The sequence below is a fragment of the Streptomyces sp. NPDC001851 genome, from assembly GCF_040297165.1.
In the GTDB taxonomy this organism is placed as follows: Bacteria; Actinomycetota; Actinomycetes; order Streptomycetales; family Streptomycetaceae; genus Streptomyces.
Window position 1 is genome coordinate 163672 of record NZ_JBEOYR010000003.1, and the last position, 20740, is coordinate 184411.

Genomic DNA, 20740 nt, shown 5'->3' on the forward strand with positions numbered 1-20740 from the left:
CTCATGGAAGCATTCACCACCCACACCGGCCGGGCCGTCCCGCTGCGCCGCAGCAACGTCGACACCGACCAGATCATCCCTGCTCACTGGCTCAAGAAGGTGACCCGGGACGGCTTCGAGGACGGGCTGTTCGAGGCCTGGCGCAAGGACCCGGAGTTCGTCCTCAACCGCCCCGAGCGGCAGGGTGCCACCGTGCTGGTCGCCGGCCCCGACTTCGGCACCGGCTCCTCCCGCGAGCACGCCGTCTGGGCGCTGCAGAACTACGGCTTCAAGGCCGTGATCTCCTCCCGTTTCGCGGACATCTTCCGGGGCAACTCGCTGAAGAACGGCCTGCTCACGGTCGTCCTGGAGCAGAAGATCGTGGACGCGCTGTGGGAACTGACGGAACAGGACCCCACTGCTGAGGTCACTGTGGACCTTGAGGCGCGTGAGGTGCGCGCCGAGGGCATCACCGCCTCCTTCGAGCTGGACGAGAACTCCCGCTGGCGGCTGCTGAACGGCCTGGACGACATCTCCATCACGCTGCAGAACGAGGCCGACATCGCCGCGTACGAGGCCAAGCGGCCGTCGTACAAGCCGAGGACGCTCCAGGTCTGATCCACTCCGGTCCACCGGGCCCGAGCGGTCGAGATCCGGCCACCCCAACACCCCCTCCGTACCCCCGATCGCCACGATCGGGGGTACGGCCATGTCCGGGCCCGAACCGTCCCGCACGCTTCTTGCTCCGCTCTCAACTTCCCACGTTACGAAGGGTGTTGCAGGGGTACGTGAGTGCCGGGACCGCGTCCTCCGCAAGTGCCTGGAAGGCCATTTGAGGCGGCAGTTGCCCCCTGGGCAGGCGACAACTCGCCCCAGATGGCACAATCTGTGCATGGAACACGACGGCCAACTCCAGCTCTATACGGCGGTCGCGAACCAACTCAAAGAAGCGCACGCAAGGGTGCGCGCACTGCAAGTCCCGGAGGGCGTACGGATGGCGCTGACCCGGAAGCTGCTGGTCATTACGGCCGCGGCCAAGCACGATCTCGCCGCTGCGGCAAGGCGGCTCGAACGGTTCAACACGGACCTCGACGAGGGTCGGATCCCCGACGAGGACCACTGAACGGCCGAGACCACCGAGTCCGCTGCGGCACAAGGGTGATTAGCCCGTTTCGTGTTTGATTTGCGGTATATATCTGCCTAACGTGCGAAAAAGCTTGAACACTTTCGTTCTGGCGATGTCTCCGAAGGGGAAGACGTGAACAAGGCGCAGCTCGTAGAAGCGATTGCCGACAAGGTGGGTGGCCGCCAGCAGGCCGCCGACGCTGTCGATCATGTCCTGGACGCCATCGTCCGCGCGGTCGTCGCGGGCGAGCGGGTCTCGGTCACCGGCTTCGGGTCCTTCGAGAAGGTGGACCGCCCCGCCCGCTACGCCCGCAACCCTCAGACGGGCGAGCGGGTTCGGGTCAAGAAGACCTCCGTGCCGCGCTTCCGCGCCGGTCAGGGCTTCAAGGACCTGGTGAGCGGCTCGAAGAAGCTGCCGCGCGGGGGCGAGGTCTCGGTCAAGAAGGCGCCGAAGGGCAGCCTGACCGGCGGCGCCGCGGCGACGGTCAAGAAGGCCGCCGCGAAGAAGACCACCAAGGCCGCCGCCGCGAAGAAGACCACGGCGAAGAAGACGACCGCGAAGAAGACCACGGCCGCCGCCGCGAAGAAGACCACGGCGAAGAAGGCGCCCGCCAAGAAGACCACGGCGACCGCCAAGACCACCGCCGCGAAGAAGACCACCGCCAAGAAGGCCACCGCGAAGAAGGCCCCGGCGAAGAAGGTCACCGCGAAGAAGGCCCCGGCCAAGAAGTCGACGGCGCGCAAGACCACCGCGAAGAAGGCCACCGCCCGCAAGGCGACGTCGTAAGGACGCCAGGGCACGACGCCAGGGCACTCACGCGCCGGGCCGGACTCCCTCGGGAGCCCGGCCCGCGGCGTGTGTAAGGGCGGTTACAGGGTTTGGAGGGTTACGAGGGTGATGCGCAGGGCGTCGCCCTGGCCCTCGGTCTCGATCCGCACACGCTGACCGGGGCGCAGGAGGCGCAGGCCGCCCCTGTCGAACGCCGACGCGTCGAAGGGGACCGGGGTGCCGTCGTCGAGCAGTACCTGCCCGCTTCGGGTTTCGGCGTCGTAGGTGTATGCGGTGGCTTGCATGGCGGCCAGCCTAATGTTCGCGGTCGCACCTCACGAACCGGGGATCAGCAGCCCCGCCGACACCGCAGCCGTGTGCGGGCCCACGCCCAATGCCAGCGCCGCCCGCAGATCGTCCCCGGTATCGACGTCCTGCCGTACCGAATCCACCCCCGCGAGCCGGAGTTCCTCCGCCCCGGAGGCCCGGTGCCGGGAACGGGAATCAATGCCGAACTCGGGCTGCAATTCCCCGTCCGGCCCCGCGGCCAGCAACGTCGTGCCCAGCTGCGCCGCATCCGCGAGAAACGCCCGCGGAAACTCCGCCGCCGCGTCCAGGACAAGGCCCAGTTCCGCCGGCCGCAACGCCGGCAGATCGGCGTTCAGGGCGGCGACCGGTGTGTGCGGACGCATCTCGCGTACGACGGCCGCGCCGTGTGCCAGCGCGGCGTTCAGGCCGTTCGCCGGCGCGTCGGGCACGATCCGCGCGCCCAGCGCCGCCAGCTCACGCGCCGCCAGCCCGTCGTCCGTGACGACCACCACATCCGCGACCACCGCACAGGTCAGCGCCGCGGCCACCGTGTCCTGGGCGAACGCGAGCGCCAGCCCCGGGCGCATCCCGCCGGCGGCGGTGTCCGAGAGCCTGCTCTTGGCCAGGGACAGGGGCTTCAGGGGGATGACCAAGGTCCACTGCACCGGCGTACCGCCCCTCTCTTGTCCCGATCATTGTCCCTGGGCCATCGGGCGGGCGGCCCCTCGGGGCGTACGGTGTTCTCGACAGACCGGCGGCTCGGGGCGACACTTGTGCGGCCCCCGCCGGGGTGGCAGCCCCTAGAGGAAGGTGTCCTTGTGCCCCGCCGCAGAATCGGCTTCTGGTACCGCTTCGCCGCGGTGATCTGCAAACCGCCGCTGGTGGTTCTGGTCAAGCGGGACTGGCGTGGAATGGAGCACATTCCGGCCGAGGGCGGATTTATCACTGTGGTGAACCACAATTCCCACGTGGACCCCTTCGCGTACGCGCACTATCAGTACAACACCGGACGGGTTCCGCGATTCCTGGCGAAGAGCGGACTTTTCAAGAAGGGATTCATCGGCGCCGCCATGCGGGGCACCGGGCAGATCCCCGTCTACCGCGAGTCCACGGACGCGCTCAGCGCCTTCCGCGCCGCGATCGACGCCGTGGAGCGCGGCGAGTGCGTCGCCTTCTACCCCGAGGGCACCCTCACCCGCGACCCGAACGGCTGGCCCATGACCGGCAAGACGGGTGCCGCCCGCGTCGCCCTGCAGACCAAGTGCCCGGTCGTCCCGGTCGCGCAGTGGGGCGTCAACGAACTGCTGCCGCCGTACGCCAAGAAGCCCGACCTCTTCCCGCGCAAGACCCATCACGTGCTGGCCGGCCCGCCCGTGGACCTCTCGCGCTTCTACGACAAGGAGATGACCCCGGACCTGCTGAAGGAGGCCACCGAGGTCATCATGGCGGCCATCACCCGCCTGCTGGAGGAGATCCGCGGCGAGAAGGCGCCCCAGACGCCCTACGACCCGCGCCGCGAGCGGATCGAACAGCGACGCCGCACCCAGGCGCAGACGCAGCGCAAGGAACCGGAAGGGCAGGGCAAGTGAGCAAGGCGGTCAAGGCGGCGGTCATGGGCACCGGCTCATGGGGCACCGCCTTCGGTATGGTCCTCGCCGACGCGGGCTGCGAGGTGACCCTGTGGGCGCGCCGCCCCGAGCTGGCCGAGGCGGTCAACTCCACCCGGACCAACCCCGACTACCTGCCCGGCGTCGAACTCCCGGAGAACCTCACGGCGACCTCGGATCCGGCCGAGGCCCTGCGCGACGCGGACTTCACGGTCCTCGCCATCCCCTCCCAGACCCTGCGCGCCAACCTCGCCGAGTGGACCCCGCTGCTCGCCCCGCACACCGTGCTCGTCTCCCTGATGAAGGGCGTCGAACTCGGCTCCACCATGCGGATGAGCGAGGTCATCGACGACGTCGCCAAGGTCGGCTCCGACCGCATCGCGGTCGTCACCGGGCCCAACCTGGCCCGCGAGATCGCCGCCCGCATGCCCGCCGCGGCCGTCGTCGCCTGCACCGACGAGGCCGTCGCCCAGCGCCTCCAGGCCGCCTGCCACACGCCGTACTTCCGGCCGTACACCAACACCGACGTCGTCGGCTGCGAACTGGGCGGAGCGGTCAAGAACGTCATCGGCCTCGCGGTCGGCATCGCCGACGGCATGGGGCTCGGCGACAACGCCAAGGGCTCGCTCATCACCCGCGGTCTCGCCGAGACCACCCGGCTCGGCATGGCGCTCGGCGCCGACCCGCTGACCTTCTCCGGACTGGCGGGCCTCGGCGACCTGGTGGCCACCTGCTCCTCGCCGCTGTCCCGCAACCACACCTTCGGCACCAACCTCGGCAAGGGCATGACGCTGGAGGAGACCATCGCGGTCACCAAGCAGACCGCCGAGGGCGTCAAGTCCTGCGAGTCGGTGGCGGATCTGGCCCGCCGGCACGGCGTCGAGATGCCCATCACCGAGACGGTCGTGGACATCGTGCACGAGGGCAAGCCGCCGGTGGTCGCCCTCAAGGAGCTGATGGGGCGCAGCGCCAAGCCCGAGAGGCGCTGACCGGGCCGCACGCGCGACGCTGAGCGACCGTTGGGGGGACGCTCGGTCACGGCGGCCCAGCGGGCGCTGACTCGGCGGATACCAACGGGTACTCTCAACGCGATATGAGCACCGAGAACCTTCCCCAGAGCCCTGAGCAGCCGTCGCGCAAGCCGCGCGTGGCCGTCGTGTTCGGCGGGCGCAGCTCCGAACACGGGATCTCCGTGGTCACGGCCGGCGCCGTCCTCAAGGCCATCGACCGGACGAAGTACGACGTCCTGCCGATCGGCATCACCCGGGACGGCCGTTGGGCGCTGACGGCCGACGAGCCGGAGCGGATGGCCATCACCGACCGCCGCACTCCCAGCGTGGAGGAGCTGGCGGAGTCGCACGAGGGCGGCGTGGTGCTCCCCGTCGACCCCGCCAACCGCGAGGTCGTCTACAGCGAGCCCGGTTCGGTGCCCAAGGCGCTCGGCGAGGTCGACGTGGTCTTCCCGGTGCTCCACGGCCCCTACGGCGAGGACGGCACCCTCCAGGGCCTGCTGGAGCTGTCCGGGGTGCCGTACGTGGGCGCCGGTGTGCTCGCCTCGGCCGTCGGCCAGGACAAGGAGTACATGAAGCGGATCTTCACCTCCTACGGGCTCGCGGTCGGCCCGTACGTGGTGATCCGGCCCCGCGAGTGGCGGCAGGACGAGTCCGCCGCCCGCAAGAAGATCGTCGACTTCGCCGGCGAGCACGGCTGGCCGCTGTTCGTGAAGCCCGCGCGCGCGGGTTCGTCGATCGGCATCACCAAGGTCGACGACCTGTCCGGGCTGGACGAGGCGATCGCCACCGCGCAGGCCCACGACCCGAAGATCCTCGTCGAGGCCGCCGTGCGGGGCCGCGAGATCGAGTGCGGGGTGCTGGAGTTCGAGGACGGGCCGCGCGCCTCCGTGCCGGCCGAGATCCCGCCGCCGGACGCGCACGCGTACTACGACTTCGAGGCCAAGTACATCGACTCCACGCCCGGTATCGTCCCGGCGCCGCTCACCGAGGAGCAGACCGCCGAGGTGCGGGAGCTCGCGGTGCAGGCGTTCGAGGCGGTCTCCTGCGAGGGCCTGGTCCGCGCGGACTTCTTCCTCACCGAGGACGGCGAGTTCGTGATCAACGAGGTCAACACCCTGCCCGGCTTCACACCGATCTCGATGTACCCGCAGATGTGGCAGGCCAGCGGCGTCGGCTACCCCGAGCTGATCGACCGCCTGGTGCAGGCCGCGCTGCGCCGCTCGACCGGGCTGCGCTGAGCCCGCACGCTCATCTCATGGAGGCGATCCCCTCGGGGATCGCCTTCTTGACGGCCGGGGCGAGGTCCGTGAGGACCGCCGTGCCCTCCTCCTGCGCGGACATCCCCCGGGGGAGGCTCACCTGCACATAGGCCACGCGGTTCGCCGTGGTGAACCGCCAGGTGCCGTCGCCCTGTTTCTCCATCAGCCAGTCGACGCCGTTCACCCCGCCCGCGACGGCGTCGGGGTCACCACCCTCGGCCACCTTGGGATCGACCATCTTCGGCGGCCGTACGACACCGCAGCGCAGTATGATCGCCGGGTTTCCCCAGCCCGCCGTGTAGGCGGACCGGGGTTCGGGGTCGTTGCGGTTCCGTCCGTCGAGCTTCCGCGGCAGCACCCGGTGCAGCTCCCGGCACACCTTCGCCGCCTTCGCGTCGGGGCTGGGAACCGCCACCGCGGCGCCGTCGTCCGCCGATGAGCAGCCCGCGACCGCGATCAGCAGCGCGGGCGCGAGCAGGCCGCGGGACCGGTGACGGAAAATGTTCACCGGCCAAGGGTAGACGGGGGCTACAGATGCACGACCGGACAGGTCAGGGTGCGGGTGATGCCGTCCACCTGCTGGACCTTGGCGACCACCATGCGACCGAGGTCGTCGACCGTGTCGGCCTGGGCGCGCACGATGACGTCGTACGGTCCCGTCACGTCCTCGGCCTGGATCACTCCGGGGATCTTGCTGATCGTCTCGGCGACGGTCGACGCCTTGCCGACCTCCGTCTGGATCAGGATGTACGCCTGTACCACGGAACCTCCAAGGCGGCCACGAGGATCATGTGGGGAAAAGGAACGCCACGGTATCGCGTCGCCGCTCCCCGCGGGGAGACCTGCGGGAACCGGGCTTGCGCGCCAGGGTGCAGGCACGACGGAAGTTGACGGTCACCTGACCGTTTCGACGGTCGTTCCGACCGTGTCGACGGTCACCTCGACCGTATCGGGGACACTGATGACGCGCGAGTGGGCACGGCATGGCAGAGAAGGGGAGCAAGGCGATGAAGGGCACTGTTGGTGAGCTCGGGGAGTTCGGGCTCATCAGGGAGCTCACCTCCCGTCTCACCACCACCCCGGCGGTCCGGATCGGCCCCGGCGACGACGCCGCGGTGGTCGCCGCACCCGACCGGCGGGTGGTGGCGAGCACCGACATCCTGCTGGAGGGACGGCACTTCCGCCGCGACTGGTCCACGGCCTACGACGTCGGACGCAAGGCGGCGGCACAGAACCTCGCCGACATCGCCGCGATGGGCGCCGTACCGACCGCCCTGCTGCTCGGCCTGGTCGTACCGGCCGAACTCCCGGTGACCTGGCCCAGCGAGCTGATGGACGGCCTGCGCGACGAGTGCCAGGTCGCGGGCGCCTCCGTGGTCGGCGGGGACGTCGTACGCGGCGACACGATCATGGTGTCGATCACCGCGCTCGGTGATCTGCGCAACCAGGAGCCCGTCACCCGGGCCGGCGCCCAGCCCGGCGACCTGGTGGCGGTCACGGGCTGGCTGGGCTGGTCCGCGGCCGGCTACGCGGTCCTCTCCCGCGGCTTCCGCTCCCCGCGCGCCTTCGTGGAGGCCCACCGGCGCCCCGAGCCGCCGTACCACGCGGGCCCGGCCGCCGCGGCGCTGGGCGCGACCGCGATGTGCGACGTGAGCGACGGGCTGATCGCCGACCTCGGGCACATCGCCGAGGCCAGCAAGGTCCGCATCGACATCCGCTCCGGCGCGATCGACATCCCGACGCAGATGAACGACATCGGCCAGGCCGTCGGCGTCGACCCGATGCAGTGGGTGCTGACCGGGGGAGAGGACCACGCGATCGTGGCGACCTTCCCGCCGGACGTGAAGCTCCCGGCCCGCTGGAAGGTCATCGGCGAGGTCCTCAACCCCTCCGCGCTGCCCCAGGTGACCGTCGACGGGGCGCCCTGGACCAGCAAGGGCGGCTGGGACCACTTCGGGGACATCGAGTCATGAGCCTGCCCAGGGTCCTGACGGTGGCGGGCTCCGACTCCGGCGGCGGCGCCGGCATCCAGGCCGACCTGAAGACGATGCTCGCGCTCGGCGTGCACGGGATGAGCGTGGTCACGGCCGTCACCGCGCAGAACTCCCTGGGCGTGCAGGGCGTGTGGGAGCTGCCCGTGGAGGCCGTCCGGGCGCAGTACCGCAGTGTCGTGGACGACATCGGGGTGCAGGCCGTGAAGACCGGCATGCTGGCCTCGGCGGAACTGGTCGAGACGGTCGCCGAGTTGATCTCCGCCACGGACGCCCCGGCCGTGGTGGACCCGGTGGGCGTCTCCAAGCACGGCGACCCGCTGCTGGCCGCCACCGCCCTGGACTCGGTCCGCACCAGGCTGCTGCCGGTGGCGACCGTGGCCACCCCGAACCTCGACGAGGTGACCCAACTCACCGGGGTGCGCGTCGAGTCCGAGGACGACCTGCGGCGGGCGGCGGCCGCCGTGCTGGCGTACGGGCCGCGGTGGGTGCTGGTCAAGGGCGGGCACCTGCCCGGGGACGCGGTCGATCTCCTGACGGACGGCTCCGAGGAGCACCGGCTGCGCGCACCCCGCCACGGCAACCGGCACACGCACGGCACGGGCTGCACGCTCGCCTCCGCGATCGCCTCGGGGCTGGCGAAGGGCCTGAGCGTGCCGGAGGCCGTCACGCGGGCCAAGGAGTACGTCACCGGGGCGATCGCGGCCGGCTTCACGCTGGGCGCGGGGATCGGGCCGGTGGACCACGGATGGGCCCTGCGCCGGACTCACGCCGGGTAGTCCCGCAGCCGGATGTCCGTGGCGGCCTTCTCGGTGAGCCGCTTGAAGAAGCCGCCCATCAGACGTGAACTGAGCAGCCGGTACATCCGGTCGCGGCTGCGGATGCGCCGCTCGGTGGGCGGCGCGAAGAACGGGCCCGCGTTGCCGGAGATCTTCTGGCAGCCCTTGGCGAATCCTGTGATCCGGCTCTCGTACTCGGCGAACGCCGTACGGTGGTCACCGCCCGCGAGGGCGAGTTCACCGGCCAGCACATACGCGCCGACGACCGCCACACCCGTGCCCATCCCGCCCATGGTGGCGCCGTACCCGGCGTCTCCGAGCAGCACCACCCGCCCCTTGGCCAGCCGGTCGACGTGAATCTGGGCGATGGCGTCGAAGTAGAGCTCGTCGGCCTCCTCCAGCGCCTTCAGCACGTGGGGGGCCTCCCAGCCCATGCCCGCGAACCGCTCGGCGAGGATCCGCTTCTGCGCGGCCGTGTCCCGGCGGTCGTAGGCCAGCGGCTCCGACCGGAACACCAGCAGCGCGCCGGCCCGGTCCGGGTCGCCGTCGTAGTTGCTGAGGGCGACGCAGCGTCCGGGCTCGCTGTACAGGAGGCCGCTGCGGTCCAGACCCAGCTGGTTCGGGACCGGGAAACCGGCCACGTAGTGGTCGAAGAACCGCAGGTAGCGGCTCTCGTCGCCGAAGACCAGACGGCGGGTGTTCGAGTGCAGCCCGTCGGCGCCGACGACCAGGTCGAAGCGGCGGGAGGCGCCGCGCTCGAAGGCCACCTCGACGCCGTCCGGGGTCTCGGTGAGCGCCGCGATCGAGTCCCCGAAGACGTACTCGACCCGGTCCGCGGTGCGCTCGTACATGATCCGTGCCAGCTCGCCGCGGAAGATCTCCACGTCGCCGCTCATCATCTCGGCCGGCAGGTCCACGCGCGGGGTGCCGTCGGCGTCGACGACGCGCTGCGGGCCCATGTGCGTCTGGCGGGCGTGGATCTCCTCCCAGATGCCCATGCGGGTGAGCACCCTGCGGTGCACATGGCCGCGGAAGTCGACGGCGAAGCCGCCGCCGCGCAGGGCGGGCGCCCGCTCGACGACGGTGACCCGGGCGCCGTACCGGGCCAGGTTCAGGGCGAGCGCGGGTCCGGCGACGCTCGCGCCGGAGACGAGGACGTGGAGGTGGCCGAGGCGGTTCGGTGTGTGCGTCATGTCCGTCAGGCTCGGCGGGCGCGCTGACCGTCCGCCTACCGTTCGCTGACCGCCGCTGACCGCAGCCGCCGGCCCCGCTCGAAGGCCCGGTCGTAGACCTCCGGCGACAGCTGCGCCCGCACGTCCCGTACGGTGTCCGCGACATCCGGGTCGCCCTGCGGCACGGCACCCCGCAGACCGGCGCCCGCGCCGAGCAGGACGGCGGCCCGCTCGGGGCTCTCGGCGGCGGACGCCAGGGCCTCGGCCACCTCGGCGAGTTCCAGGACGCCCGGGCCGTCGGCGGCCAGAGCGGCGGCCTGCTCGAACCAGTCGCGCGCCTCCTCGCCCCGCCCGTCGGCGGCCGCCGCACGCCCCAGGCCGATGAGGATCCGCACGCTCTCGCCCGCGCTGAACCAGTTGGCGGCACACGTCCGCAGGGCCTCTTCGTAGTGCACGCGCGCGCGTGCGGCGTCTCCCGACAGGCGGGCGGCGTCGCCGAGGCCCCGCCGGGCGGCGGCCACCTTGTCGAGCGCGCCGGTGGAGCGGGCGAGGGCGGCCGATCGCTCGAAGTGCGCGACCGCGTCCTCGACGTCACCGCGGTGCAGCAGCACGGTCGCCCGGGTGCGCAGCAGGTCCGCGGTCTCCTCCGGCGCCTGAAGCTCCTGGACGTGCGCCAGTCCCTCGTCGAACAGCGTCAGGGCACGCTCGTGGTCGCCGCGCCAGCCGGCGAAGGTACCCAGCGGATCCAGGCAGTTGGCCATCCCCCAGCGGTCACCGGTCGCCCGGAAGCCCTCCAGGGCACGCGTGAAGGCGGCCTCCGAGTCGGCCGGACGCCCCGCGAACTGCGCCTGGTAGGCGAGCCCCAGATCCAGCAGCGCGCGAGCCCACGGGTCGTCTTCGACCCGGACGGCGCGCAGCTTCTCGTCGTCGGAGAACAACGGGCCCCCGGTCAGGGCCCAGAGCACCATCGTGAACGGCAGCCGCAGCGGGCCGTCCAGCGTGCGCATGAGCTCGGCCACGCGCGCGATGCGGCCGGGTTCGGCGGGGTCGTCGCCGCGCCCGGTGATCGTGTTCATCATGCACAGGGCGTACTCCTCGGTCAGCCCCTCGGGCGGTTCGTCGCCGACGGCCGCCAGCAGGGCGCGGGCAGACGGCACCTGTTCGCCGTGCAGCCCGCGCAGCCGCCAGAACCAGGACAGCGCGGCCATCAGGCGCAGCGCGTCCGTCGCGTCGCCGCGGATCAGGTGGCGCAGGGCCGCGTCCAGGTTGGCGTGCTCGGCGGCCAGCCGGGCCAGCCAGGGCAGTTGCCCGCCGGTGCGCAGAAGCGGCTCGGCACGCTCGGCCAGCCGCAGGTAGTAGGCGGCGTGCGCGTCCCGCAGAGCGGGGCCGCAGGACACGTGCTCGGCGGCGAAGGCGCGGAGGGTCTCCAGCATCCGGTACCGCCCCTCGGACACCTCCAGGAACGACTTCTCCGCCAGCGACACCAACAGGTCCTCCGGATACGGCACCCCGCACACGGCCTCCACCGCGTCCACCGTGGCGCCCCCGGAGAACACGGTCAGCCGCCCGGCCAGCTCCCGTTCCTCCTCGTCCAGCAGCTCCCAGCTCCACTCCACCACGGCCCGCAGCGTGCGGTGGCGGGGCGCCTTGGTGCGGTCGCCGCGGAACAACAGCCGGAAACGGTCGTCCAGCCGGTCCGCGAGTTCCCGCGGCTCCAGCGTGCGCAGCCGGGCCGCCGCCAGCTCGATGGCCAGCGGCAGCCCGTCCAGGGCCCGGCAGATGTCCGCCACGCGCGCGTGGCCGTCGAATCCGGGGCGCACCGCCCGGGCCCGGTCGAGGAACAGCTGCTCGGCCGGCTCCGGCGGCAGCGCGGGCACCGGGACCAGCACCTCGCCGGTGATACCGAGGGCCTCCCGGCTGGTGGCGAGGATCCGCACCCCGGGGCAGCAGCCGAGCAGCAGCCCGGCGACCCGGGCCGCGTCCTCCACCAGGTGCTCGCAGTTGTCCAGCACGAGCAGCAGCTCCCGGTCCTCCAGCGCGGCCAGCAGCCGCCCGGCGGTGTCCGTCGTGGCGCTGCGCAGGCCCTCCCGGACCCCGAGGGCGGCGAGAATCGCGTACGGGATCCGGGTGCCGTCGGTGAGCGGGGCCAGCTCGACGAGGTACGCGTCCGCGCGGGCGCGGGCGGCCTCGATCGCGAGCCGGGTCTTGCCCGCCCCGCCGGGACCGGTGAGCGTGACCAGGCGCGCCTCGGCGAGCAGCGCGGGGATGCGGGACAGCTCGGCGTCCCGGCCGACGAAGCGGGTCAGCTGGGCCGGGAGCCGGGACCGCGCGCGGACCGGCTCCGCACCCCGGAGCAGCTCCAGATGCAGGGCCGCCAGCTCGGGCGAGGGATCCGCGCCCAGTTCGTCGGCGAGCGTGCGCCGGGCCTCCTCGTACACGCGCAGCGCCTCGGCGGACCGGCCGCCGGCGTGCAGGGCCCGCATCAGCTGGCCGTAGAGCCGCTCGCTCAGCGGCTGCGCGGCGAGCAGCGAGCGCAGCTCGGGCACCAGCTCGGGGCCGCCGCCCGAGCCGAGGTCGGCCTCGACCCGGTCCTGTACGGCGGCCAGCCGCAGCTCCTCCAGCCGGGCGGACTCGGCGTGGGCGTCCGGCAGATCGGGCAGCGCGGGGCCCCGCCACAGGGCGAGCGCCTCGCGCAGCAGGGTTGCGGCGGTCCGCGGGTCGCCCGCGGCGAGGGCTTCGCGTCCCTCCCGGGCCAGCCGCTCGAAGCGGTGGGCGTCGACGGAGTCGGCGGGGGCGGTGATCCGGTAACCGCCGGGCGTGGCCTCGACCTCCGCGTGCGGGCCGAGGCGCCTGCGCAGCCGGGAGATCTGCGACTGCAGGGCGCCGGCGGCTCCGGCGGGCGGTGCGGCACCGTACAGACCGTCGGTGAGCCGTTCCGTGGCGACCGCGCGGCCGGCGTCCAGGAGCAGCAGCGTGAGCAGGGCACGGGGGCGGGGGCCGCCGGGGTCGATCGGGGTGCCGTCGTCGGTGCGGATGTCCAGCGGGCCCAGGATGCCGAAGCGCATTCCCCGGATTCTGGCAGGCGGGGCGTGGCCCTGGGTACGGCGGCAAGGAGCCTGGATGCGGCGGTAAAGAGCCCGGGTACGGCAAAAAGCCGGCCCACCCTCAGGTGGACCGGCTCAGTGCAGCGAACCAGGCAGTGGCCGCGCGCTCAGCTGTAGCGTCAGCGCGAGACCTTGCCGGCCTTGATGCACGAGGTGCAAGCGTTCACGCGCTTCGGCGTCCCGCCGACCACGGTACGCACACGCTGGATGTTCGGGTTCCAGCGACGGGACGTACGGCGGTGCGAAAACGAGATGTTGTTGCCGAAGCCCGGCCCCTTGCCGCAGACGTCGCAGTTGGCAGCCACGGGTCACTCCAAAGACTTCAGATGCACTTACGGTTAATCCCGGCATGCCGGGATCGAGATCGTACGACCTGAGATCTGAGTGGCGTTGCCAGGGGAACGGCCCGATCAGGATCGGGCAACCGGAGCAGCATACAACGACTGCGTCCGTACAACGAAACTACCATGGCAGCTCAGGCCCCCGCTCCCGGCCCTCTTCCGGTGCACACGGTCCCGGGGTCTACGCTGCGTCCCACGTCCAGCTCAGGGAGGCGCAGGTGGCGCAGGTGCCGCAGACATTCTTCGATGCTCTCGCGGTGCGCACCTGGTGCGGTCTGGCGCTCCGGGCACTGGGGCGGGCCCGTGAGGAGATCGACGCGATCAACGTCTATCCGGTGGCCGACGGCGACACCGGGACGAATCTCTATCTCACCCTGGAGTCGGCGGCCACGGCCGTGGAGGCGGTGTTCGCCGGGTACGGGACGGGCACCGGGGAACCCTCCCTGGCCGACGCCGTGCACGCGATGGCGCACGGGGCGCTCGTCGGGGCCCGCGGCAACTCCGGGACGATCCTGGCGCAGCTGCTGCGGGGCATGGCCCAGGTGCTCGCGGACACCCCCGGGGGCGAGACGCACCGCGTCGGCGGCGCGGGACTGCGGCTGGCCCTGCGGCGGGCCGCCGACTCCGCCCGGCAGGCGGTGGCGCACCCCGTCGAGGGCACGGTCCTGACGGTCGCCTCGGCCGCCGCCGAAGCCGCCGAGGGGGCCGAGGGTGACTGCGGTGCGGTCGCGCGCGCGGCCTACGACGGTGCGCTGACCGCCCTGGCGGCCACGCCGGGCCAGCTCCCGGTGCTGGGCCGGGCCGGAGTGGTCGACGCGGGCGGACGCGGGCTGGTGGCGGTGCTGGGGGCGCTGGTGGAGGCGTTCACGGGGGAGGCGGTGCGGGAGGCGCCGACGGTGGCGCAGGCCCCCGCGGCGGGGGAGACCCCGGGGATCCCGCGCGCCGGCGAGGCCCCGGACGGCGCCGGGACCGCGGACGGCAGCGCCCGCGAGGCGCACGCGTGCGTGGCCGTCTCCGATGCGGGACCGCCGGACGGGCCGTCCGCCGGGCCGTGTGCCGGGCCGTGCGCGGACGGCTCCGAGACCGCCGGACCCGCCTACGAGGTGATCTATCTCCTGGAGGCCGACGACACGGCCGTGGCCCGGCTCCGGCAACGCCTCGACGCGCTCGGCGACTCCCTGGTGGTGGTCGGCGGCGACGGGCTGTGGAACATCCATGTGCACGTCGACGACGCGGGCGCCGCGGTGGAGGCGGGCGTGGAGGCCGGGCGGCCGTACCGGATCCGGATCACCCACTTCGGTCTCGGGGACGCGCACACCGGCGGCGAGCGGCACCCGCGCGAGCGGGTCCAGCGGGCCGTCGTCGCCGTCGTACCGGGCGAGGGCCTGGCCGGCCTCTACGCCGAGGCGGGCGCGACCACCGTCCTCGCGCGCCCGGGGGAGCCGCCGGCCGGCGGGGAGCTGGTGCAGGCGGTACGGCGTGCCCACGCGCGCGAGGTCGTGCTGCTGCCCAACGACGCCGAGCTGCGCCAGACGGCCGCGGCAGCCGCCGAGCAGGCCCGTACCGAGGGCATCCGCGTGGCCCTGATCCCGACCCGCTCGGCGGTCCAGGGCATCGCCGCGCTCGCCGTGCACGAGCCGCAGCGCCGGTTCGACGAGGACGTCGTCCAGATGACCGCGGCGGCGGGCGCCACCCGGTACGCCGAGGTCGTCGTCGCCGAACACCGGTCCTGGACGACGGCCGGGATCTGCCAGGCCGGGGACGTGCTCGGACTGATCGACGGCGATGTGGCGGTGATCGGCCCGGACGTCACCGCCACCGCCGCGACCGTCCTGGACCGCATGCTCCAGGCCGGCGGCGAGCTGGTCACCCTCGTCGTCGGCGACGACGCCCCCGAGACCATCGCCGAACACCTCGACGCGCGCGTACGGGAGTCCTACCTCGCCGTGGACACGGTGGTGTACCGGGGCGGACGCCAGGGCGCCCTGCTCCTCATCGGCGTGGAGTGACCCGCCCTCACGACTCCGGGCCGGCCATCCGGGCGGCCTCCGCCCGCCGCGCGCGGACGGTCCCGTCCTCGTCGTCGGCATCCTCGTAGGCCGCGAGTACGGCACGCGCGCGTGCCGCCGCCTCCGCGGGACGGCCGAGGTCTGCCTCCAGCCGGCCCGCGGCGAGTTCGGCGCCGGTACGGCTGTGCAGCCCGTCCGCGCCCAGCGTGCCGAACAGCGAGGCCGCCCGCTCCAGCTGGACCAGCGCCGCCTTGAACACCGCCCGGACGGCGCCGTCCGCCGCCTCCTCGGGCACCGAGCGGACCAGCAGATCGCCGAACTGGCGGTGGGTGTCGGCCAGTTCCTCCGTGAGCTGCTCCCGGGACACCGGGTCGGCGGCGGCCTCCAGCGCCCGCTCGCCCTCCCGCACCGCCTCCGCCATCAGCTCGCGGGCGCGTTCCGCTCCGCCCTCCCCGTCCAGCGCCAGCCAGCCGCGGGCGCGCAGCGAGCGGACGAGGAAGGGCGCGTGGCCCAGCGCGCGCCACAGGTCACCCGCGCGCGCGTAGGCCCGGTCCGCCTCCGCCGGCAGACCGGCGTCGCTCAGGGACTCGGCGGCGAGATGGGCGAGCGTGGCGTGGTCCTGCTGCTCGGGCCAGTGCCGGGCGGTCTCGGCCGCCAGCAGCCGGCGTTCGGCTGCCGCGCGGTGGTCGCCCAGCTCGCTCAGGCAGTCACCGAGCCACCACTGCGCCTGTACGACGGCGCCGTCGCCGTGTGTCTCGGCGGACAGGTCGGCCAGCGCCGACTCCAGCACCTCGGCGGCCTCCGCCCAACGGCCCTGGCGGAGCAGGAGCCCGCCCAGCTGCTGCCGGGCCCAGGCGCCCAGCGTGCCGCTCTCGCCCGCCTCGTCGGCCCAGTGCGCGGCCTCCAGCGCGTGCTCGGCGGCTTCGGCGGTCTCGCCCCGCACGCCGATCACCTCGGCGAGCTGCAGATGCAGCTGGGCCCGGCCGGCCGGCTCCACGTACGGCCCGCCGTGCTCCAGGGCGGACCGCAGCGCCCGCTCGGCCCCGGCGAGGTCACCGGACCGGTGGGCCAGTGCGGCGGCCTGCACCTCGTACTCGACCGCGAACCACGGGAGCCCGGCGGCCACGTAGTCGGCGGCGGCCCGCCGGAACAGCTCCGCGGACCGCTCGGCGTCCCCGGCGTGCGCGGCCAGCTCGGCGAGCATGGCCCGCGCCTCCGCGCCCCGGGCGGCGAGCCGCACATCGCCCCCGCTCCGCCCCCCGACCAGCGCGAGCACCTCCCGCACAGCCTGCTCGACGCCCGCCCCGGCATCCCCGTGAACACCCACGCCTCCCGCACCGACCCCGCCGGAAACGTGGTCCGTCGCGGAGCGGTTGTCCCGCTCCGGCTCACCCGAGACGGAGCATTCCGGCCCCGCCCCGCCCGAAGCGGCCTCCGCCGCCGAGCCTCTGTCTGCCCCCGCCCCGCCCGAGGCGGACGCTTCTGGCACCGCCCCGTCCGGCCGGGGCGTCTCGGCCGCAGGCGCCCCAGGCACCGCCCCGCCCGAAGCGGCCTCCGCCACCGAGCCCCTGTCCGGCCCCGCCCCGCCCGAGGCCGACGCTTCTGGCACCGCCCCGCCCGAAGCGCCCTGCACCGCCGAGCCTCTGTCCGGGCCCGCCCCGCCCGAAGCGGCCTGCGCCACCGAGCCTCTGTCCCGCCCCGCCCCGCCCGAAGCGGCCCCTCCGGTCGCTGAGCTCTCCGCCGTGGAGCCATCCGGTGCCGGCCCGGCGCCCGTGGGGGGCTCGGACACCGGCCCCTCCTGCAGGCGTCGCATCAGGATCCGGGCCCGGCTCATCAGCACCGATGCCGTCTGGCGCAGGCCGGTGGCATCCGTGGCGTAGAGGGCGAGTGCCTCGTCGTACAGGGCGTTGACCGTGTGCAGTGCCGCGTCCACCTCGCCCGTCAGGGCGCGGACGTAGGCGCCACGCGCGCGTGCCGCCAGGGCCTCGCCGGGGTCGCCCGCCTCCGCGTACAGCACGGCCGCCCGTTCGAACAGCTCGATGCCCTCGGGGCCACGGGCCATCGCCTCGTGGTCGGCGATCTGGGCGCGTTCGCGGGGTCCCAGCTCCGCGTCGCCCGCGTCGCCCGCGGCTCGCGCGACCGCCGCCCAGGCCTCAAGGGCATGCGGCTGCAGCGTGTCCGACAGCCGTCGGGCCTCGGCGAGCAGAGCCCCCAGGCCGGGCGCCTCGGGGACCTCGGGTGCCGCCGGTGCGGCCACCGGCGCCGGCGCCGGGCGTACCGTGCGCACGCCCAGCGGCAGGCGGTCCACCAGCGGCCGCCCGGCCATACGCGCGCGTGTCCGGTCGCCGACGTACGACGTGCCGTTGCGCCGGTCGAACCGCTCGGCCAGCTCCAGCGCCTCCACGCGCGCGTGTGCGGCGAGTTCCCCCGCGGTCCACGTCCGCCCGGCCGGCCCCGGCACCCGCTGTCCGGCGAGCCCCAGCTCGGCCAGCCGGTCCATCAGCAGCGCCACCACGGCCAGGAACTCCAGCCGGCTGCGCGGATGCCCGGTGTCCGTGAAGTACGCCGGCCGCTCGGCGAGCAGCTCCAGACCGCGCGCCTCGTTGCCGGTCAGCGCGCAGAACTCCACATGGTCGGCGTACGCGCCGCGCATCGACTCCATCGGGCGTACGAGGCGAAAGCCCCGGAGGTGATGGGCGCGGGCCTCGTCCGCACGGCCCAGGCGCAGCAGCGGGGCCAGCGAGGAGGCCAGCACGGTGTGCGGTTCGTGCGCGCACGCGAACTCACCCTCCAGCACCGGCCGCCAGAGGTCGAGCGCCTCCGCGTCGCGGCCCCGCTCGACCTGCCAGGCGCCCTGTCCGCGCAGCTCGCACGCGGGACAGTCGGCCATCTCGTCGCGGTCCGCGGCGAGCCACGCCGCGTACGCCCGCTCCGCGCGCGCCAGGTCCCCGATGTGCGCGGCCACGCTGAACTCGGCGCTGCGCACGGCACGTTCGGAGTGCCCCGCGAGCCGGTAGCGGTGGGCCATCTCGCCGAGCCACTTCTCGACCGAGGCGAGCGGGATGTGCGGCTGGTCCAGCATGCCGGCCGACATCCACTTGAAGACCCAGTGCAGCGAGTGCGTCTCGTACGCGTCGAAGTCCCCGGAACGTTCGTCCCACATGCGCAGCAGCCGCGCGAAGGGGACGAACATCTTGTCCTTCTCGGAGCTGTAGTTGTAGACCTTCAGCTGGTGTCCGAGCGCCTCGATCACGGCGAGCGGGATGTCCAGCCGCTCGGCCTCGGCGAGCAGCTGCTCCGCGCGCGCGTTGCGGGCCGGGCCCTCCGGCTCCTCGGAGTTCTCCGCCATCGCCCGGCGCAGCGCGTCGAAGTCCGTGATCCCGCTCATCGCCCGTCACGCTCCCCGTGCGTCGCCCACTCCAGCAGACCGATGAACGCCCGGTTGAGCAGCGCCGAGTCGGCGGGCCGCAGCGGGCGCTGTGCCATCAGCAGTGCCTGCCCGTACAGCGACTCGGCCGCCGTACCGATCAGTTCCGGGTCCCCGAGCGAACTGATCCGGCGCACGAGCGGGTTGAGGTGGTTGAGTACGAGACGTGCGCGTGGCGCGCTGCCGCGCAGCGAGCCGAGGATGCCCGCCCACAGGTCGTCGGCCCGCTCCTCGGCCTCGGCCCGCGCCTGCTCGTGCCGGGCCGCCCGGTCGTCCAGGTGCAGCGCGGGCACCGACAGCGGGTGGAAGGCCCGGAGGACGACGTCACAGCCCAGTGGGTCCAGCTTCGCCCGCGCCGCCGCCAGGAAGCCCGACAGCGCCAGCTCCTCGCCCGGGTCGACCGCGTCCAGATGTGCGGTCACGGTGTCCGCGTCCAGCTCGGCGACCACCGTCCCCGGCCGCACCGACGGCAGCGCCTCGACCAGCTCGCTGTCGTACGTGTAGCCGCCGTTGACCACGCCGACGCCCTGCGCGGAGGCGATCGGCGCGACCTGCCGGAACTCCTCGACGGTCCGCGTGAAGTGCACCACCGGATGCCGCTGCGCGAACTCCTCCAGGGACAGCTGCCCGTCCGTCGTCTCGAACGGCAGCCAGGGCAGCATCGTGCGCAGCATGCCGCGGTCGTGCCGGGCGAGGGACTTCACACCCAGGTGGTGCACGGCGAGGAACGCCGCCAGCCGCTCCGGATCACCGGCGGCGAGCCCCGTGAGCCACGAGCGGATCCGCTCGCCGAGCGCCTCCCGCACGGCGGCCAGCGTCTCGTCCTCGTACAGCGCCTCGCGCGAGGCCGTCGGCCGGAGGCTGTCGGTGTCCAGCACGCAGCGCACGAAGAACGCCCAGTCCGGCAGCACCTGTTCGGCCCGCTCGGTCAGCAGCATGCCCTTCAGGTGCACCCGGTGACTCGCCCGCTGGGCGGGGCTCACCGCCGACGGCAGCACATACGCCACCCCGCGCAGCCCCGCCAGCGGCACATCCAGGTCGATCGAGTCCAGGGGCGTGAACCCGAACAGCTCCCGGCAGTGCCGGGCCAGCGCGACCCGGCGCGCGGCGGGACCCGGATACGGCCGGTCCCAGGGCGCGGGCAGACCGGTCACCGGCTCCTCGCCCACCCGCACGTCGTACGGCAGCAGCGAACCGAAGTCCCGCGCGAGGGCGAGGACCCGCTCGGGCGCCAGCCACTCGGCCGCCCCGGCCCGCGCGGTCAGGTACACCGTCGTGCCCGGTTCGGGCCGCGCCGTGCCGGGCAGCGTCCGCACGGTGTACGACCCGTCGTCGCGCGCCGTCCACTCCACCGGCGGCGCGCCGGGCGTGCGTGCGCTGCGGCTGACCACCCGGATCCGTTCGGCGACCACGAAGCAGGCGAGCAGGCCGATGCCGAACTGGCCGAGGAAGTCCGAGCGGGCCTCCTGCAGCCCCTCGGCCCGCTTGGAGCTGCGCCCGATGGTGGCCAGCAGATCGTGCACGTCCGCCTCGGTGAGCCCGATCCCGCTGTCCGCCACGCGCAGGCCGCCGCCCTCGGCGTACAGCCGCACCCGGGCCGGCGCGCCGGGCTCCTCGCCCCGCCGTGCCGTGATGGCGTCGACGGCGTTCTGCAGCAGCTCGCGCAGATAGACCTTGGGGCTGGAGTAGAGGTGACGGGAGAGCAGATCCACCAGACCGCGGAGGTCGACCTGGAACGTATGAGGTGGGAGGGAACTCTGGGATGTGTGTGAGCTCTGAGAGTCCATCGTCGCAGCGCCGGAGGGGGGAGGGCATCGGCGTGGGGTCGGGCGGTCCCAGGTGGGGCGGTGACCGCG

At 73.5% G+C, this 20740-nt stretch carries 18 protein-coding genes; 9 read left to right on the top strand and 9 right to left on the bottom strand.

Features of this window, described 5'->3' with window-relative positions; all coding sequences use genetic code 11:
• The first annotated feature begins 3 nt into the window (after window positions 1-3).
• From leuD to ABT171_RS05780, 3 genes are all read left to right on the top strand, one after another.
• Entirely contained in the window at window positions 4-597 is a 594-nt protein-coding gene (leuD, locus tag ABT171_RS05770; protein ID WP_351240178.1) for a 3-isopropylmalate dehydratase small subunit, read from the top strand.
• Window positions 598-871: 274 nt separating this feature from the next.
• Window positions 872-1102 carry an SCO5555 family protein gene (locus ABT171_RS05775; RefSeq protein WP_351240180.1) on the top strand — a complete coding sequence of 77 codons (231 nt, stop codon included), beginning with the start codon at window positions 872-874 and terminating at the stop codon, window positions 1100-1102.
• A 135-nt stretch (window positions 1103-1237) separates the two neighbouring features.
• A complete protein-coding gene (locus tag ABT171_RS05780; protein WP_351240182.1) occupies window positions 1238-1891 on the top strand; it encodes an HU family DNA-binding protein in 654 nt (217 codons plus the stop codon).
• 83 nt (window positions 1892-1974) lie between these two features.
• On the opposite strand, the gene ABT171_RS05785 is transcribed toward ABT171_RS05780, so the two are convergent.
• Together ABT171_RS05785 and cofC are read right to left on the bottom strand one after the other, a co-directional pair.
• Window positions 1975-2178 carry a hypothetical protein gene (locus tag ABT171_RS05785; RefSeq protein WP_351240184.1) on the bottom strand — a complete coding sequence of 68 codons (204 nt, stop codon included), beginning with the start codon at window positions 2176-2178 and terminating at the stop codon, window positions 1975-1977.
• A gap of 30 nt (window positions 2179-2208) precedes the next feature.
• The gene (cofC, locus tag ABT171_RS05790; RefSeq protein WP_351240186.1) at window positions 2209-2847 is read right to left on the bottom strand and encodes a 2-phospho-L-lactate guanylyltransferase; all 639 of its coding nucleotides are present in this window, start codon (window positions 2845-2847) and stop codon (window positions 2209-2211) included.
• A 153-nt stretch (window positions 2848-3000) separates the two neighbouring features.
• Here cofC and ABT171_RS05795 point away from each other — a divergent pair, with 153 nt between their 5' ends.
• The 3 genes from ABT171_RS05795 (at window position 3001) to ABT171_RS05805 (ending at window position 6040) form a co-directional block, all read left to right on the top strand.
• Window positions 3001-3771 carry a lysophospholipid acyltransferase family protein gene (locus tag ABT171_RS05795; RefSeq protein ID WP_351240188.1) on the top strand — a complete coding sequence of 257 codons (771 nt, stop codon included), beginning with the start codon at window positions 3001-3003 and terminating at the stop codon, window positions 3769-3771.
• Complete coding sequence (locus ABT171_RS05800) at window positions 3768-4778, top strand: NAD(P)H-dependent glycerol-3-phosphate dehydrogenase (RefSeq protein ID WP_351240190.1); 1011 nt, start codon at window positions 3768-3770, stop codon at window positions 4776-4778. Before ABT171_RS05795 ends, ABT171_RS05800 begins: the two co-directional genes overlap by 4 nt.
• A gap of 104 nt (window positions 4779-4882) precedes the next feature.
• Entirely contained in the window at window positions 4883-6040 is a 1158-nt protein-coding gene (locus tag ABT171_RS05805; RefSeq protein WP_351240192.1) for a D-alanine--D-alanine ligase family protein, read from the top strand.
• 10 nt (window positions 6041-6050) lie between these two features.
• On the opposite strand, the gene ABT171_RS05810 is transcribed toward ABT171_RS05805, so the two are convergent.
• Together ABT171_RS05810 and ABT171_RS05815 are read right to left on the bottom strand one after the other, a co-directional pair.
• Window positions 6051-6569: a DUF3515 domain-containing protein gene (locus tag ABT171_RS05810; protein WP_351240194.1), complete on the bottom strand. Its 519-nt coding sequence runs from the start codon at window positions 6567-6569 to the stop codon at window positions 6051-6053.
• A 20-nt stretch (window positions 6570-6589) separates the two neighbouring features.
• Window positions 6590-6823, bottom strand: a complete 234-nt coding sequence (locus ABT171_RS05815; RefSeq protein WP_003997603.1) for an Lrp/AsnC family transcriptional regulator — start codon at window positions 6821-6823, stop codon at window positions 6590-6592.
• A 245-nt stretch (window positions 6824-7068) separates the two neighbouring features.
• Here ABT171_RS05815 and ABT171_RS05820 point away from each other — a divergent pair, with 245 nt between their 5' ends.
• Window positions 7069-8034 carry a thiamine-phosphate kinase gene (locus ABT171_RS05820; protein WP_351240196.1) on the top strand — a complete coding sequence of 322 codons (966 nt, stop codon included), beginning with the start codon at window positions 7069-7071 and terminating at the stop codon, window positions 8032-8034.
• Window positions 8031-8831 (top strand): bifunctional hydroxymethylpyrimidine kinase/phosphomethylpyrimidine kinase, encoded by an 801-nt coding sequence (gene thiD / locus ABT171_RS05825; protein ID WP_351240198.1) that lies wholly within the window; start codon window positions 8031-8033, stop codon window positions 8829-8831. The genes ABT171_RS05820 and thiD overlap by 4 nt, the downstream gene beginning before the upstream one ends.
• Here the strand turns inward: thiD and ABT171_RS05830 are convergent.
• From ABT171_RS05830 to rpmB, 3 genes are all read right to left on the bottom strand, one after another.
• Window positions 8819-10024 carry an FAD-dependent monooxygenase gene (locus ABT171_RS05830; RefSeq protein WP_351240200.1) on the bottom strand — a complete coding sequence of 402 codons (1206 nt, stop codon included), beginning with the start codon at window positions 10022-10024 and terminating at the stop codon, window positions 8819-8821. The genes thiD and ABT171_RS05830 overlap by 13 nt on opposite strands.
• Before the next feature lie 35 nt (window positions 10025-10059).
• Entirely contained in the window at window positions 10060-13068 is a 3009-nt protein-coding gene (locus ABT171_RS05835; RefSeq protein WP_351240202.1) for an ATP-binding protein, read from the bottom strand.
• A gap of 158 nt (window positions 13069-13226) precedes the next feature.
• Window positions 13227-13412: a 50S ribosomal protein L28 gene (gene rpmB, locus ABT171_RS05840; protein ID WP_009190838.1), complete on the bottom strand. Its 186-nt coding sequence runs from the start codon at window positions 13410-13412 to the stop codon at window positions 13227-13229.
• Window positions 13413-13666: 254 nt separating this feature from the next.
• Between rpmB and ABT171_RS05845 the strand changes: the two genes are divergently transcribed.
• Entirely contained in the window at window positions 13667-15457 is a 1791-nt protein-coding gene (locus tag ABT171_RS05845; RefSeq protein WP_351240204.1) for a DAK2 domain-containing protein, read from the top strand.
• 7 nt (window positions 15458-15464) lie between these two features.
• On the opposite strand, the gene ABT171_RS05850 is transcribed toward ABT171_RS05845, so the two are convergent.
• Window positions 15465-18845 (bottom strand): tetratricopeptide repeat protein, encoded by a 3381-nt coding sequence (locus tag ABT171_RS05850; protein WP_351240206.1) that lies wholly within the window; start codon window positions 18843-18845, stop codon window positions 15465-15467.
• Window positions 18842-20671, bottom strand: coding sequence for an HSP90 family protein (locus ABT171_RS05855; RefSeq protein WP_351240208.1), 1830 nt, complete (start codon window positions 20669-20671; stop codon window positions 18842-18844). Before ABT171_RS05855 ends, ABT171_RS05850 begins: the two co-directional genes overlap by 4 nt.
• Between the last annotated feature and the right edge of the window lie 69 nt (window positions 20672-20740).

What these genes read in the sequence shown, in the direction of transcription:
- leuD (WP_351240178.1), top strand. Translation starts at nt 4, where the DNA reads ATGGAAGCATTCACCACCCACACCGGCCGGGCCGTCCCGCTGCGCCGC.
- ABT171_RS05775 (WP_351240180.1), top strand. Translation starts at nt 872, where the DNA reads ATGGAACACGACGGCCAACTCCAGCTCTATACGGCGGTCGCGAACCAA.
- ABT171_RS05785 (WP_351240184.1), bottom strand. Translation starts at nt 2,178, where the DNA reads ATGCAAGCCACCGCATACACCTACGACGCCGAAACCCGAAGCGGGCAG.
- ABT171_RS05805 (WP_351240192.1), top strand. Translation starts at nt 4,883, where the DNA reads ATGAGCACCGAGAACCTTCCCCAGAGCCCTGAGCAGCCGTCGCGCAAG.
- ABT171_RS05820 (WP_351240196.1), top strand. Translation starts at nt 7,069, where the DNA reads ATGAAGGGCACTGTTGGTGAGCTCGGGGAGTTCGGGCTCATCAGGGAG.
- thiD (WP_351240198.1), top strand. Translation starts at nt 8,031, where the DNA reads ATGAGCCTGCCCAGGGTCCTGACGGTGGCGGGCTCCGACTCCGGCGGC.
- ABT171_RS05830 (WP_351240200.1), bottom strand. Translation starts at nt 10,024, where the DNA reads ATGACGCACACACCGAACCGCCTCGGCCACCTCCACGTCCTCGTCTCC.
- ABT171_RS05835 (WP_351240202.1), bottom strand. Translation starts at nt 13,068, where the DNA reads ATGCGCTTCGGCATCCTGGGCCCGCTGGACATCCGCACCGACGACGGC.
- ABT171_RS05850 (WP_351240206.1), bottom strand. Translation starts at nt 18,845, where the DNA reads ATGAGCGGGATCACGGACTTCGACGCGCTGCGCCGGGCGATGGCGGAG.
- ABT171_RS05855 (WP_351240208.1), bottom strand. Translation starts at nt 20,671, where the DNA reads ATGGACTCTCAGAGCTCACACACATCCCAGAGTTCCCTCCCACCTCAT.